Genomic DNA, 14,639 nt, shown 5'->3' with positions numbered 1-14,639 from the left:
TGCAATTGTCTAACACACGGGCCGGCATTTAGCATGCGTGCCCATGTCCCGCGCATCACTGCCCCTGCTAGCTCGCCTGCGCCGCCATCGCGGCCTGTGGCTGTTGGCGATGGCGGTGCTGATGATCAAGCTTGCCAGCGGCACCTTGTGCCTCGCCGATGGTCCGAATGCCCGGCTTGCCGCGGATATGGCCGCGACGGGGACGACAGCGCTGGTGCTGGATAATGCTTCGGCTGCTGTCTCCGGCAGCCTCGACGATTGTTTGTTGGGCGAAGGCGCCGGTTGCCATTGCTCCTGCGCTCATTCGATCGCGCTACCGATGAGCGTGGCGCTGTCGGTGCAGGCGATGCCTGCTTCTTTTCATGTGCCGGTGACATCGCCCGGCTTTGTGCCCGCCATGACGGGCACCGAACTGCGCCCGCCTATCGCCTGAGAACGTCCGCCCCTGCGCGCCCTTCATGCAAGGGCGTGCTTTCGACCGTTTCTCAGGAGAAAGTTTCATGTCCATCTGTCGAGCGACCCTTATCGGGGTCGCCTGCTTGCTGCATGCCATGGCAGCGAGCGCTACTACGCCGTCCTTGCGGGACGCCATCCATTCGCTATGGGACAGCAACCCCGAAGTACAGGCAGCACGTGCCGATCTCGAGGCAGCCAGCGCACGTGCACGGGCTGCGGCTCAACCGCTCTATAACCCTTCCGTGGCTTTCGAGGCGGAGAACGCCGACGTCAATCGGCGTACCGCCGGTATCAGCCTGAGCCTGGATATTTCGGGCAAGCGCAAAGCGCGCACCGAACAAGGGCTGGCAGAACTGACAGTGAGCCAGGCGAGCTATGACCTCTTGCGCAGGGATGTGGCAGCGCGCTGGTTGAAAGCCTGGTCAGCGGCCACGCTTGCCGAGCAACAACGTGAACTGGGTCAACGGCGCGTCGCATTGATGCAGCGTTTCGATACTCTGGCCGCACAACGCCTGAAGATCGGCGACATCAGCAGCCCGGAGCGGGATTTGGCCGCGCTTGCGCTCGGCGAAGCGCAAATCCAGCTGGCGACGTTACAAGCCAACGAGGCTTCAGCGCGTGCTGCATTGCTGGCGCTTATTGGCGAAACGCCCACGCAACCGGTCGCTCTCGATCAGAACCTGCCGCCCACATCCGCGGCGGTAACGCCGCTGCCGCTCGATCGCCGGCCGGAGTTGCTGCAGGCCCGGGCGATGCAGGCGAGTGCCGAAGCAGGCATCCAGGTGGCGCAGCGCGCACGCCGGCCCGATCCGACGCTCAGTCTTACCGGCGGTCAGGTGCGCGCGGGGCCGATGAACGATCGGGTGATTGGCATCAGCGTGTCGATTCCCTTGCCGATTCTCAATACGGGACGCGCCGAGATCGATGCTGCCCGTGCACAGGCCGATGCGGCTACGGCGGGCGTGCGTGCAAGACAGTGGGCAACTCGCGCCTCCTTACAGGAAAGCCAGGCTCGTTACGACGCGCTGCGCGGTGCGGCAAATGCCTTCGGGCAAGGGCGTGCCGCCGCATTCACCGATCGCGTCGCGTTGCTGGAGAAGCTCTGGCGCGCCGGCGAAATCGGTACTTCCGACTATCTCGTGCAGCTCAAGCAGAGCATCGATACCGCGTTGTCGGCGCTCGAATTGCAAAGCCAGGTCTGGCAGGCCTGGTTCGACTATCTCTCCGCCGCCGGTCGTCTCACCGATTGGGTTGACGGCCGTGCCGAGGAACCGGGCAATGAATAATTTTCTAAAGAAGAGCCGGCTGGCCTGGCTGGTCATGGTGCTGCTCGGCATCACGCCCTTGATAGCGCAAGAGGCCGATCATCCGCTCAGTCTCGATGCGCGAGCCATCAGCGATGCCGGCATCGTCGTCGATCGGGCCGCCGTGCGTGAACTGACCGAAGAGCTCAAGGCTCCCGGCGAAGTCAAAGCCGATGCGTACTCGACCGAGCTGGTATCGCCACGCATCGATTCGATGGTGCTGGCGCGCAAGGTCCGGCTGGGCGATGTCGTCAAGGCGGGGCAACCACTGGTGATGTTGTCGAGCGTGCAGGTGGCCGAGACGCAGGGGGCACTGATCGTCGCCGAGCAGGATTGGCAGCGTGTCGCCTCGTTGGGGGCTCAGGCGGTATCCGGGCGGCGTTATACCGAAGTCAAGGTTCAGCGCGATCAGGCGCGCGCCAAGCTGCGTGCGTACGGTCTCTCCGATGCGCAGATCGCCGGCGTATTGCGCGCCGGCTCTGCGCGTGCGGATGGCAGCTATGCCTTGCTTGCGCCGACCGATGGCCGCATCACCACCGATCAGTTTCTGGTGGGCGAGCGGGTCGAGCCCGGCCGAACCTTGTTCACCCTGGTGAAGGAGGACTCGGTCTGGGTCGAGGCGCAGTTGTCGCCGGCCGATGCCGGTAGCGTCAGTGCGGGTGGAAGTGCGCGGATTCTTGTGCACGGCACGAGCTTGCCCGGCAAGGTGGTGCAGCGAGCGCATCAGACCGACGAGCGCACGCGTACCGTGCCTGTTCGGATCCAGGTCGACAATAGCCGCGACCTTCTGCATCCCGGCGAATTGGTGGATGCACGGCTTTCGACCGGTTCGCCAAGCAGGGCTGTTGCGGTGCCTGCCGATGCCATCGTGATGGTGCAAAACCAGGCAACGATCTTCGTCATGAAAGGCGAAGGTCGGTTCGAACCCGCGCCTGTTGCCGTCGGCGAAAGCCGTGACGGCTGGGTGGAGATCAAGCAGGGTCTGAAGCCTGGTGTGGCCTACGTGAGCAAAGGCGCCTTCGTACTCAAGGCGCGCATGTTGCGTTCGCAGCTGGGAGAAGAGTGATGCTGCAGCGACTTGTCGACGTATCCCTTCGCTACAAGGTGCTGGTGCTGATCCTTTTCCTGGTAGTCGGCTTTCTGGGTTATCGCGCGCTTGGACGGTTGCCCATCGATGCTTTTCCTGACGTTACGCCGGTGCAGGTCAACATCTACACGGAAGCGGCCGGTCTGGCCGCCGAAGATGTGGAATCGCTGTTGACGACGCCGGTGGAGTCGGCGCTCGCCGGCTTGCCCAAGGTGCAGGAAATTCGCTCCGTGAGTCTGTTCGGCCTGTCGTATGTCGCGGTGTACTTCGACGACGATATGGACATCTATTTCGCGCGTCAGTTGGTCAACGAGCGTCTGCAACAAGTCGGCGATCGCCTGCCTGCCGGTTACGGCAAGCCCGAGATGGGGCCCAATACGTCCGGGCTTGGACAGGTGTTCTGGTACACCGTGGAGCGCGCCGACGACGCGCTGGCGCAAGCGCCCAGCGATATGGATCTGCGTACGCTGCAGGACTGGTCGATCCGGTTGATGCTTCGCACCGCACCGGGCGTCGACGATGTCACATCGTGGGGTGGGCAGGAGAAGCAGTACCAGGTGCGGATCGATCCAATGAAATTGATCGCGCACAAGCTGGGCTTCAAGGACGTGATCGATGCGCTGCAGGCAAACAATGCCCAGGTCGGCGGCAACTTTGTCGATGTCGGACGTGAGCAGTATCTGGTGCGGGGACTCGGGCTGGTCAGGAATGCAGCAGACCTCGGCCAGATCGTCCTCAAGACTGAGGACGGCACGCCGGTCTACGTGCGCGATGTGGCGACGATTGTCGAAGCCGGTGCGCCCCGTACGGGGGCGGTAACCCGCGACGGCAAGGAGGTTGTCATGGGGCAGGCGCTGGCGCGGATCGGCGAAAACGCCAAGAGCGTCGTCGACGCGGTCAAGGCCAAGCTGGACACGGTCAAGCAGGCTTTGCCCGACGGTGTACGGATCAAGCCGGTCTACGAACGCACCGAGCTGGTGAACCAGGCCGTGGGCACCGCGGTGCGTGCACTGATCGAGGGCTCGATCCTTGTGGCGCTGGTGCTTTTCCTGTTTCTGGGCGAATGGCGCAGCGCGCTGGTGGTGGTCGTCGCGTTGCCGTTGGCGATGTTGATCGCGTTCATCTGCATGGACATGGCGGGACTGTCGGCCAATCTGATGTCGTTGGCAGGCCTGGCGATCGGTATCGGCATGATGGTCGACGGTGCGGTGGTCATGGTGGAGAACGCCTTCCGCATCATGGCCGAGCAAAAGTCTCGCGGCATGCCGGTCAACCGTAGCGCTGCGGTATTGGAGGCCGCGCGGGAAGTAGCCAACCCGATCGCCTTCGCGATCATGATCATCATCGTGGTGTTCCTGCCGCTGTTCGGCCTGCAGGGGCTGGAAGGCAAGATGTTCAAGCCGATGGCCTTCAATATCAGCTTCGCGATGGCCGGCTCGCTCTTATTGGCGCTGACGTTGATCCCAGTGCTGGCGGCTCTGGTGCTCAAGCCCAAGGAGGAAAAGGACACACGCTTGGTGGCTTTCCTGAAGCGCCGCTACGAGGCGGTGTTGTCCTGGTCCTTACGCAGACGTACCTGGGTGCTGGCCATGGCGGGTGCAGCTCTGCTCGGCAGCGTGGCGTTGTTTCCCTTCCTCGGCAAGGAGTTCATGCCGAACTTGAAGGAGGGCGCGATCATGTGGCGCATCACGTCGATTCCATCGGCATCGCTCGATGAGTCGATCGATATTTCGAAGCGTGTCGCTGAACGCATCCGGCAAAAGTTTCCCGAGGTGGAAACTACCCTGGCGATGATCGGCCGGGCGGAAAAGGGTGAAACCGCCGACGTGAACTACATGGAGGTCTACACGCCGCTCAAGCCCAAGGCGCAATGGCGAAAGGGCCAGACGCTCGAAAGCATCGAGGCGGACATGCAGAAGACGTTGAGCGATGCCTTGCCCACGGCGGTGGTCGGCTATACCCAGCCGATTCAGATGCGTATCGAGGAGCTTATCTCCGGTGTACGTGCCACGCTGGCGCTGAAGCTTTACGGCGACGACCTTGGCGAGCTCGATCGGCTGAGTGCGCAGCTCAAGGACGTGCTGGCCGGTATTCCCGGTGTCGCGGATCTGGCGCTGGAGGCCAATATCGGCAAGCCGCAGATCCGCATTCGTGTCGACCGCGACGCCTTGGCGCGCTACGGCCTGAACGCCGACGACGTGCTCACGGTAGTCAAGAACGGTATCGGCGGCGAGCCGATCAGCAGTCTGATCGACGGCGTGAAGCGTTTCGATATCGCCGTACGCCTCGATGATGCGGACAAGGCGTCGTTGCGTGCGATCGAGCGTATTCCGATTCGCTCGGCCAGCGGTGCGATCGTGCAGCTCTCGCAAGTGGCGGAGGTCGACGATGCCGAGGGTTACTCGTTTATTCGACGTGAGCAGTTGCAGCGCTATGCGGTGATTCAGATGGACGTGCGCGGTCGCGATATCGACGGCTTCGTGCGGGATGCGAACGCGGCGATCGCGCAGAAGATAAAACTTCCCACCGGCTACTACACGGAGTGGGGTGGTGCGTTCGAAAATCAGCAGCGCGCCTTGAAGCGACTCGCCTTGATCGTGCCGGCGACGATCCTCTTTATCTTTATCCTGCTGTACACCGCGTTCAACTCGGTGAAGTATGCGGCCTTGATTCTGGCCAATGTACCCTTTGCCACGATCGGCGGTATCGTCGCACTGGCCATGACTGGGCAGTATCTGTCCGTACCCTCGGCGATCGGTTTTATCGCCGTATTCGGCGTGGCGATGTTGAACGGCATCGTGCTGATCAGTTTCTTGAACGAACAGCGTGCGAAAGGCCTGTCCGTGCGCGATGCGGTGATGCGCGGTACGGCGTTACGCTTGCGCCCCGTGCTGATGACGGCCAGCGTGGCGATTCTCGGCCTGGTACCGATGTTGTTGTCCAGCGGAGTAGGCGCGGAAACTCAGCGACCACTGGCCACGGTAGTGGTGGGTGGCTTGATCACGTCGACCTTGCTGACGCTGGTGCTGTTGCCGGTGTTGTATGACTGGATTGAGCAGCGTCGCTCGCGACGCTAAAAAGAAAGGCCGATAGGGAGGGCTTAGAATCGCCTCAGTTTTTATGATCGTCATCCCGGCGCAGGCCGGGACCCAGTGGCTTCGGTTTCTGGTTGTCGCGATAGAGCGGAATCTTGTTGGCTTTCGCAACAATCAATCACAAAGTCACTGGGTCCCGGCCTGCGCCGGGATGACGACTAGGGGAGGCTTCCCGAGGCACCCATCAGGAAAGGTTGTACGCCTTCTCCTCATGCAGCGAGAGATCCAGGCCAACCTGTTCCTGTTCGTCATCGACACGCAGGCCGAGCGTGAGGTCGAGCAGCTTCAGGATCACATAGCTCAGTACCGCACTCCACGCGATGGTGAACATGACGCCCTTGGTCTGAATCCATAGCTGCGTGCCCAACTCGGTGACCGTGCCGAAGCCGCCAAGCACGGGTGCGGCCAGTGGGCCGGTGAGAATGCCACCGAGAATGCCCGCCACCGCATGCACACCGAAGACATCGAGCGAGTCGTCATAGCCAAGCTTGTGCTTGAGCCGGGTCGCGGTGAAAAAGCACAGCACGCCAGCCGCACCGCCCAGCACGAGCGCGCCGCCAGGACCTGCCGTGCCCGCCGCAGGCGTTACCGCCACCAGGCCGGCAACGGCGCCCGATACGATGCCCAGCACGCTTGGACGTCCATGCATGATCCATTCGGCGGCGAGCCAGCCAAGGGCGGCGGCGGCGGTCGCGATCTGTGTCACCAGCATCGTCATACCGGCGCTGCCGTTGGCGGCTACCGCCGAACCGGCATTGAAGCCAAACCAGCCAAGCCACAGCAGGCTCGCGCCTACCACCGTATAGCCGAGGTTGTGCGGCGGCATCGGCGTATGCGGATAACCCCGGCGCTTGCCGATCACCAGACAGGCCACCAGGCCCGCGATACCGGCGTTGATATGCACCACCGTGCCGCCGGCGAAATCGAGCACGCCCAGATCGCCGAGCAGCGAGCCCGGGCCGCTCCACACCATGTGCGCCATCGGCAGATACACGATGGTCAGCCACAAGCCACTGAACCACAGCAGCGCACTGAACTTCATGCGTTCGGCGAACGCACCGATGATCAGCGCCGGCGTGATGATCGCGAAGGTGAGCTGGAACATCACGAAGACCGCTTCGGGCACGGTCTGGTAAAGCGTGTCCGGTTTCAGGCCAGCCAGCATGATCCGGTCGAAGCCGCCGATGATCGAATGCACATTGGTCACATGCGCCTGCATGCCCTGCGTGCTGAAGGCCACCGAGTAACCGTAAACCAGCCACAACACGGTCACCAGCGCCGTGATGGCGAAACACTGCATCAATACCGACAACAGATTCTTCGCCCGCACCATGCCGCCATAAAATAGCGCCAACCCCGGAATCGTCATCAACAACACCAGCATGGTCGCCGTAAGCATCCACGCCGTATCTCCCGCATTGAGCACGGGCGTTGGCGTTCCTTGCGCAAGCGCCGGTGTCGCTAAAGCACCAATCGTCATCAGCGCGATGGCCCCTAACGCCTTACCCCTCACCCCCAACGACTCAAAGCGCATCGACGTCGACCTCCTGCGTGCGGATACGGATGGCCTGCTCCAGCTCGCTCACGAAGATCTTGCCGTCGCCTATCTTGCCGGTACGTGCCGCCGTAGTGATCGCTTCGATGGCGTGCTCGAGCTGTTCGTCGGCGACAGCGATTTCCACTTTCAGTTTGGGCAGAAAATCGACGACGTACTCGGCCCCGCGGTAGAGCTCGGTATGGCCATGCTGGCGGCCAAAGCCCTTGACCTCGGTCACTGTCATGCCGGAGATGCCGACCTCGGTCAGTGCCTGGCGCACGTCATCGAGGGTGAATGGTTTGATGATCGCTGTGATCCACTTCATCCCGCATCCTCTCAAGGGAACTCTGTCGCAGCGCAGCAGGATGCGTGCCAGGACAAGGTACGCCTCTGGTCTTAATTGGTTCAATGACTTAGGGATGCGCTGTTCAGCGCTTTGCGCGGTTTTGGGGCAAGCTGGCGACTCGGCCGAGCGCTTGCGGTGCAATGCGGCACATTGACCCTGGGGGTTTAAATCAGTACCATTTTAGTCCCGATTCAACAGGTGCTCCCCAGCCGCCATGCTCCGCGTCAGCCGCCTAACCGATTACGCCACGGTGGTGATGACCTGCATGGCCGCACACCCGGACGACGTACTCAGCACCGCGCAGATCGCCGACGAAGCACGGCTGGAACTGCCGACGGTGAGCAAGCTGCTCAAGGCGCTTGGGCATGCCGGGCTGGTGGAGTCCTTTCGTGGCGTCAACGGCGGCTATCGCCTGGCGCGACCGGCCGGAGAGATTTCCCTCGCGCAGATCGTCGAGGCGATGGAAGGACCCATCGGCATGACCGAATGCAGCATGGCCGAAGGCCAATGCGAACGCGCGCCGCAATGTTCCGTGCGCGGTAGCTGGCAACAGGTCAACCATGTGGTCGAGCGCGCGCTCAAGGCGATGAGCCTTGCCGACATGCTGACGCCACCGCAACCCATCGCGCTTTCCATCGGCCATGCCGATGCACAGCATGCCAATGAACGAAAGGGCACCACTGCATCATGAGCATCGAAACCAGCGAAAACACCTTGCTACGCGATAACGCCGAAGTCGCTTCGGCGCTCGGTCGCCGCTATGAGGCCGGTTTCGTCACGGATATCGAAACCGACAGCCTGCCGCCCGGCCTGTCCGAAGACATCGTGCGCCAGTTGTCCGCGCTCAAGCAGGAGCCGGAGTGGATGACCGAGTGGCGCCTCAAGGCATACCGCCATTGGTTGACCATGCCGGAGCCGCATTGGGCCAAGCTGAAGATCGGTGCGATCGACTTCCAGGCGATCAGCTATTACGCCTCGCCGAAGAATCGCCCGAAGTCGCTCGCCGACGTCGACCCCAAACTGCTCGAAGCCTATGACAAGCTCGGCGTACCGCTGCACGAGCGCGCCAAACTCGCCGGTGTTGCCGTCGATGCGGTGTTCGACTCGGTGTCCGTGGGCACGACGTTCCGCAAGGAGCTGGCCGAGGTCGGCGTGATCTTCTGCTCGATGAGCGAGGCGATCCGCGAGCATCCCGAGCTAGTGCGGCAGTACCTCGGCAGCGTGGTGCCGGTGGGCGACAACTATTTCGCCGCGTTGAACTCGGCCGTGTTCTCCGATGGCTCCTTCGTATTCATTCCCAAGGGCGTGCGTTGCCCGATGGAGCTGTCGACCTATTTCCGTATCAACGCCGGCCACACCGGGCAGTTCGAGCGCACGCTGATCATTGCCGAGGACGCCGCTTACGTGTCCTACCTTGAAGGCTGCACCGCGCCGATGCGCGACGAGAATCAGCTGCACGCGGCAGTGGTCGAACTGGTCGCGCTGGAAAAGGCGCAGATCAAATATTCCACCGTGCAGAACTGGTATCCGGGCGACGAAGAAGGTCGCGGCGGCATCTACAACTTTGTCACCAAGCGCGGCGATTGTCGCGGCGACGATTCCAAGATCTCCTGGACCCAGGTCGAAACCGGTTCGGCGATCACCTGGAAATACCCCAGCTGCGTACTGCGCGGCGATCGCTCGGTGGGCGAGTTCTATTCGGTGGCGCTGACGCATCACCGCCAGCAGGCCGATACCGGCACCAAGATGATCCACATCGGCAAGAACACCAAGTCGAAGATCGTCTCCAAGGGCATCAGCGCGGGCCGCAGTTCCAATGCGTATCGCGGGCTGGTGAAAGTGGAGAAGGGTGCGGAAGGTGCGCGCAACTACACGCAGTGCGATTCGCTGTTGATCGGCAAGCGCTGCGGTGCCCACACCTTCCCGTATATGGAAGTGAAGAACCCGACCGCGATCGTCGAGCACGAGGCCACCACCTCGAAGATCTCCGACGATCAGCTGTTCTACTGCCGCGCGCGCGGCATCGGCGAAGAAGACGCCGTGTCGATGATCGTCGACGGCTTCTGCAAACAGGTGTTCCGCGAACTGCCGATGGAGTTCGCCGTGGAAGCCAAGAAGCTGCTGGAAATTTCGCTGGAAGGTGCGGTCGGCTAAGCCGCCGTTCGCCCTCCACACATTCATTGCGGATTTGAAGACATGTTGAAGATCGAAAACCTGCACGCCCGTGTCGAGGGCAAGGACATCCTCAAGGGCCTGAGCCTTACCGTGAACCCGGGCGAGGTGCACGCCATCATGGGTCCGAACGGCGCCGGCAAGTCGACCCTGGGTAATGTATTGTCCGGCCGCGACGGCTATGAAGTGACGCAGGGTTCGGTGACGTTCGAAGGTCGCGATCTGTTGGCGCTCGATCCGGAAGACCGTGCGGCCGCGGGTGTGTTTCTCGCGTTCCAGTACCCGGTGGAAATTCCCGGCGTCAACAATACCTATTTCCTGCGCGCGGCCCTGAACGCACAGCGCAAGCAGCGTGGCGAGCAAGAGCTCGACTCCATGCAGTTTCTCAAGCTGGTGCGCGAGAAACTGAAAGTGATGCAGATTTCCGACGAGCTATTGCATCGCGCCGTGAATGAAGGCTTCTCCGGCGGCGAGAAAAAGCGCAACGAGATTTTCCAGATGGCCGTGCTCGAGCCGAAGCTGGCGATTCTCGACGAAACCGACTCGGGTCTGGATATCGACGCGCTCAAGCAAGTATCGCAAGGCGTCAACGCGCTGCGTTCGCCGGACCGCGCCTTCCTGATGATTACCCATTACCAGCGTCTGCTCGATTACGTGCAGCCGGACTTCGTGCATGTGCTGGCCGATGGCCGCATTATCGAAAGCGGCGACAAGTCACTGGCGCTAAAGCTGGAAGAGCACGGCTATGCCTGGATTGCCGAGCGTGAGCCGGCCGGAGCGCAGGCATGAGCCAGCAGCCGGCCCGCCCGCCGTTGCTGGAATCGCTGCTCGATGCGCCGCTACCGCAAGGTGCGGCGTGGCTCGATGCCATCCGGCGCGAAAATCTCGACGCCTTGAGTGCCACCGGGTTGCCCGATAGCCGTAACGAAGCCTGGAAATACACGGCACTGCGCGCGCTGGGGCAGCGCCGCTTTGTACAGGGCGATGCGCAGGCCTCGACACGTGATATCGATGTCGCGGCGCTCTCGCTGCCGGGTGTTGCCGGGCCGCGCCTGGTCTTCGTCAATGGTGTGTTTCGCGAAGACCTGTCGCAACTCGATAGCCTGCCCGACGGCCTCGAAGTATTGCCGCTGTCGCGCGCACTGGCGCAGGACGACGAGCCGTTGCGTTTTGCGCTCGGTCATCGCTATCGCGAGACGGCCGACGCCTTTGCGCAGCTCAACGCGGCGTACGCGCAGGAAGGCGTGGTGCTGCGTGTCGCTGCCGGTGCCGTTATCGAACAGCCTGTCCATTTCAGTTTCATAGGTGCTTTCGCCGAGCAAGCGGCCTGGCATCTACGCCATGTCATTGCGTTAGGTGACGGTGCCGAGCTCAGCCTTGTCGAGCACCACCTGGGCTTCGGTGACGCACAGCAACTGGCTACCTCGGTCGCCGATATCGTGTTGGGCGAACGGGCCAAGCTCGATATGACGCTGTTGCAGCAGGCAGCCACCGATGCCTCCCTGATCCGCCGTACCAGCGTGCAGTTGGGTGTGGCCGCTCATGCGATGCTTAATGTCGTGGAGTTGGGCGGCGCCTTGGTGCGCCATGATCTGCATGCGACCATCAAGGGCGATAACGCGCGCCTGGACACACGTGGCGTGTTCGCTCTGCGTGGCCGGCAACATGTGGATACGCAGCTGTCGATCCGACACGATGCCTTGAACTCGGCGTCGGAATCGATCTGGCGCGGCGTGGCCGACGAGCGTTCGCGCGGTGTGTTTCGTGGCGCGATCCTGGTTGCCGAGGGCGCCGATGGTAGCGATGCCAGCCTGAGCAACAAGAATCTCCTGCTGTCTTCGCAAGCCGAAATCGATACCAAGCCGGAGCTGGAAATCTACGCCGACGAAGTCAAGGCCGCGCACGGCGCCACAGTCGGCCAGCTCGACGAGCGTTCGCTGTTTTACCTGCGTTCGCGCGGTATTCCCTTGGCCGAGGCGCGTGGTCTGCTGACGGCTGCCTTTTGCCGTGCGGTGTTCGCATCGATGCCGAACGAAACCCTGCGCGATCATATTTCACAGCTGCTGCTCCTGCAGTTGCCAGTCGATCAGGTCGCCTGAGCGGCCAGCGAGTCCCTTCATGAATGCTCAAGCCCAGCTAGCCACCGCTTTCGACGTCGAACGTATTCGCGCGGACTTTCCGCTGCTCAAGCGCACCGTGCACGGCAAGCCGTTGGTGTATTTCGACAATGCCAATACCAGCCAGAAGCCGGTGTCGGTGATCGAGGCGGTGGACCGGCACTATCGCGAGCACAATGCCAACGTGGCGCGCGCCGTGCATCAGCTTGGCGAAGAGGCAACGGCAGCGTATGAGAGCGCTCGCGACGGCCTGGCGCGTTTTATCAACGCCGGCTCACGCAACGATATCGTGCTGACCTCCGGTACGACGCAGTCGATCAATCTGGTGGCCTATAGTTTCGCGTTGCCGCGGCTGAAGCCGGGCGACGTGATCCTCACCACGGTAATGGAGCATCACGCCAATATCGTCCCCTGGCAGCTGGTCGCCGCGCGTAGCGGGGCCACCGTCAAGGCGGCCCCGATCGACCAGCATGGCGAGCTGATCCTCGAAGAATTCATCAAGCTGCTGACGCCGGACGTAAAGCTGGCCTGCGTCGCGCACGTGTCCAATGTGCTCGGTACGGTCAACCCGGTGCGCGAGATCGCACGCGAGTGCAAAAAGCGCGGCATTCCGCTGCTGGTCGACGGTTCGCAGGCCGTGCCGCATCGCCCGGTCGACGTGCAGGCGCTCGGCTGCGATTTCTATTCGATTACCGGCCACAAGATGCTTGGGCCTACCGGCACGGGCGCACTGTGGGCCAAGCGTGAACACCTGCAGGCGATGCCCCCGTTTTTCGGCGGTGGCGAGATGATTCGCGAGGTGAGTTTCAACGGCACCACGTTTGCCGAGCCGCCGCACAAGTTCGAAGCGGGCACACCCAATATCGCGGGCTTCGCGGGATTGTCGGCCGCAATGGATTACTACCAGTCCATTGGGTTCGACGCGATTCATGCCTGGGAAGAGCGCCTGCTTTCGTATGCGACGGAGCGTCTGCGCGACATCCCCGGCTTGCGCATCATTGGCGAAGCCAAGGACAAGGAGCCGGTGATCTCGTTCCTGATCGAGGGTGCCCAGGCGACCGACCTAGCAACCCTGCTGGATCTGGAGGGCGTCGCCGTACGTTCGGGTCATCACTGCGCCCATCCGTTGATGCAGTTCTACGGCGTTCCCGCGACTTTGCGTGCATCGCTGGCGTTCTACAACACGCGTGAAGAAATCGATGCGTTCATCACGGCCTTGCTGAAGGTGCGCAAGCTGTTGCTTTGAGTGGTACAGAGTTGTGAGGCCGTGGTCATGATTTTATGGGACCTCGAATAACCTCCTACTCGTCATTCCGGCCTACGCCGGGATGACGATAGGAAAAGCGAGGTCATTCGAGGTTCCCCGGAATCGCGGCAAGGACTTGTCTCGGGGCGAGATCATCGCGACTGAAATCGCTCCCACAGAAAAGCCGGTGTCCGAGGTTACCCAATGGAAAAATTGGGCTAAAGTCGAACCAGCCACGACAGGGATGGCGTCTGGGGAGGTCTTTATGCGGCAAGCTTTCGGCCGGGCCGGGTTGGCCCGATGGCTGGCATTGTTGGTTTTTTGCGCATGGATGCTTCCGGCTTCCGCTGGGGCGCAGGACGTCCCGGAGTTGCGTGGACGCGTCAATGACTACGCTGGCGTGCTGGGCAATACGTCCGCACTAGAAGCCAAGCTCGCCGCGGAAGAACAACGCGCCGGCAACCAGGTCGTCGTGCTGACCGTGGCTGATCTCGCTGGCCAGGATATCGAGAGTTACGCCAACGCGGCGTTTCATCAATGGCGGCTCGGGCACAAGGGTGTCGATAACGGTGTGTTGATCGTTCTTGCGGTCAAGGATCGGCGTGCACGCATCGAAGTAGGTTATGGCCTCGAAGGCGATCTGACCGATGTGACCAGCTCGCTGATTCTTCGTGAGCAGATGCATCCATTGTTTGCAAAGGGCGATTACGCGGGCGGCATCCATGCCGGCGTCGATGCCGTGCTGGGCGTGCTTGCCGGTGCAACGGTCACGGGTACGCCCGAAAGCACGCCACACAAGGACAGCGTGCCGATATGGGTATCTATTTTCTTGATGGTGCTTACGGTGGTTTTCAGCCTGATGGCCGCCAGCGGCGGCGGCCTGGCCACGCTGTGGGTCACGCCGTTGTGCAGTATTTTTCTGTTCGTGCTTTGGCCGTGGTATTGGGCTCTGGCAGCCTTATTGGCTTGCCTGATGGGCGTCTATGCGATGCGCCGGCAAAACATGCGCAAGGCTTTTACGCGCAAGGGCATGGTAAGGAAGGCGTTTGCATCGAATCACCTCACCGATTGGCCGCCTTCGCTCTGGCAGGTCATGCTTTGGGTCGGTGCGTGGACGTCCACGGGCTCGAGATCGTCATCTGGTAGCGACAGTTCGAGTTGGAGCAGTTCGAGTTCGTCCAGCGACGGGTCGTCGTCATCGGATTCATCGTCGGATTCGAGTTTCTCCGGCGATGGCGGCGATTCGGGTGGCGGCGGTTCGTCCGATAGCTGGTAATAC

12 protein-coding genes are annotated in these 14,639 nt (G+C 62.0%); 10 read left to right on the top strand and 2 right to left on the bottom strand.

Annotation, left to right across the window (positions count from 1 at the left end; genetic code table 11):
* Positions 1 to 43: 43 nt before the first annotated feature.
* The 4 genes from ACZ6WW_RS01705 (at position 44) to ACZ6WW_RS01690 (ending at position 5,924) form a co-directional block, all read left to right on the top strand.
* Positions 44 to 433 carry a hypothetical protein gene (locus ACZ6WW_RS01705; protein ID WP_465272701.1) on the top strand — a complete coding sequence of 130 codons (390 nt, stop codon included), beginning with the start codon at positions 44 to 46 and terminating at the stop codon, positions 431 to 433.
* 67 nt (positions 434 to 500) lie between these two features.
* A complete protein-coding gene (locus ACZ6WW_RS01700; RefSeq protein ID WP_465272700.1) occupies positions 501 to 1,742 on the top strand; it encodes a TolC family protein in 1,242 nt (413 codons plus the stop codon).
* The gene (locus tag ACZ6WW_RS01695) at positions 1,735 to 2,826 is read left to right on the top strand and encodes an efflux RND transporter periplasmic adaptor subunit (protein WP_465272699.1); all 1,092 of its coding nucleotides are present in this window, start codon (positions 1,735 to 1,737) and stop codon (positions 2,824 to 2,826) included. The genes ACZ6WW_RS01700 and ACZ6WW_RS01695 overlap by 8 nt, the downstream gene beginning before the upstream one ends.
* Positions 2,826 to 5,924, top strand: a complete 3,099-nt coding sequence (locus tag ACZ6WW_RS01690) for an efflux RND transporter permease subunit (RefSeq protein ID WP_465272698.1) — start codon at positions 2,826 to 2,828, stop codon at positions 5,922 to 5,924. The genes ACZ6WW_RS01695 and ACZ6WW_RS01690 overlap by 1 nt, the downstream gene beginning before the upstream one ends.
* Before the next feature lie 202 nt (positions 5,925 to 6,126).
* Here the strand turns inward: ACZ6WW_RS01690 and ACZ6WW_RS01685 are convergent, their stop codons facing one another.
* Together ACZ6WW_RS01685 and ACZ6WW_RS01680 are read right to left on the bottom strand one after the other, a co-directional pair.
* Entirely contained in the window at positions 6,127 to 7,422 is a 1,296-nt protein-coding gene (locus ACZ6WW_RS01685; RefSeq protein ID WP_465272697.1) for an ammonium transporter, read from the bottom strand.
* Between the two features lie 43 nt (positions 7,423 to 7,465).
* On the bottom strand, positions 7,466 to 7,804 hold the full coding sequence (locus ACZ6WW_RS01680) for a P-II family nitrogen regulator (RefSeq protein ID WP_281852364.1): 339 nt from the start codon (positions 7,802 to 7,804) through the stop codon (positions 7,466 to 7,468).
* 235 nt (positions 7,805 to 8,039) lie between these two features.
* Between ACZ6WW_RS01680 and ACZ6WW_RS01675 the strand changes: the two genes are divergently transcribed.
* The 6 genes from ACZ6WW_RS01675 (at position 8,040) to ACZ6WW_RS01650 (ending at position 14,636) form a co-directional block, all read left to right on the top strand.
* The gene (locus ACZ6WW_RS01675) at positions 8,040 to 8,516 is read left to right on the top strand and encodes an SUF system Fe-S cluster assembly regulator (RefSeq protein ID WP_281852365.1); all 477 of its coding nucleotides are present in this window, start codon (positions 8,040 to 8,042) and stop codon (positions 8,514 to 8,516) included.
* The gene (sufB, locus tag ACZ6WW_RS01670) at positions 8,513 to 9,979 is read left to right on the top strand and encodes a Fe-S cluster assembly protein SufB (RefSeq protein ID WP_465272696.1); all 1,467 of its coding nucleotides are present in this window, start codon (positions 8,513 to 8,515) and stop codon (positions 9,977 to 9,979) included. The genes ACZ6WW_RS01675 and sufB overlap by 4 nt, the downstream gene beginning before the upstream one ends.
* Before the next feature lie 42 nt (positions 9,980 to 10,021).
* Positions 10,022 to 10,786 (top strand): Fe-S cluster assembly ATPase SufC, encoded by a 765-nt coding sequence (gene sufC, locus ACZ6WW_RS01665; protein WP_465272695.1) that lies wholly within the window; start codon positions 10,022 to 10,024, stop codon positions 10,784 to 10,786.
* A gap of 26 nt (positions 10,787 to 10,812) precedes the next feature.
* Entirely contained in the window at positions 10,813 to 12,096 is a 1,284-nt protein-coding gene (gene sufD, locus ACZ6WW_RS01660; RefSeq protein ID WP_465273001.1) for a Fe-S cluster assembly protein SufD, read from the top strand.
* 19 nt (positions 12,097 to 12,115) lie between these two features.
* Entirely contained in the window at positions 12,116 to 13,360 is a 1,245-nt protein-coding gene (locus ACZ6WW_RS01655) for a cysteine desulfurase (RefSeq protein WP_465272694.1), read from the top strand.
* Between the two features lie 265 nt (positions 13,361 to 13,625).
* On the top strand, positions 13,626 to 14,636 hold the full coding sequence (locus ACZ6WW_RS01650; protein ID WP_465272693.1) for a TPM domain-containing protein: 1,011 nt from the start codon (positions 13,626 to 13,628) through the stop codon (positions 14,634 to 14,636).
* Positions 14,637 to 14,639: the final 3 nt, after the last annotated feature.

The organism is Dyella sp. NPDC103356, assembly GCF_055584465.1.
This window is presented reverse-complemented; position numbering and strand designations above follow the sequence as displayed.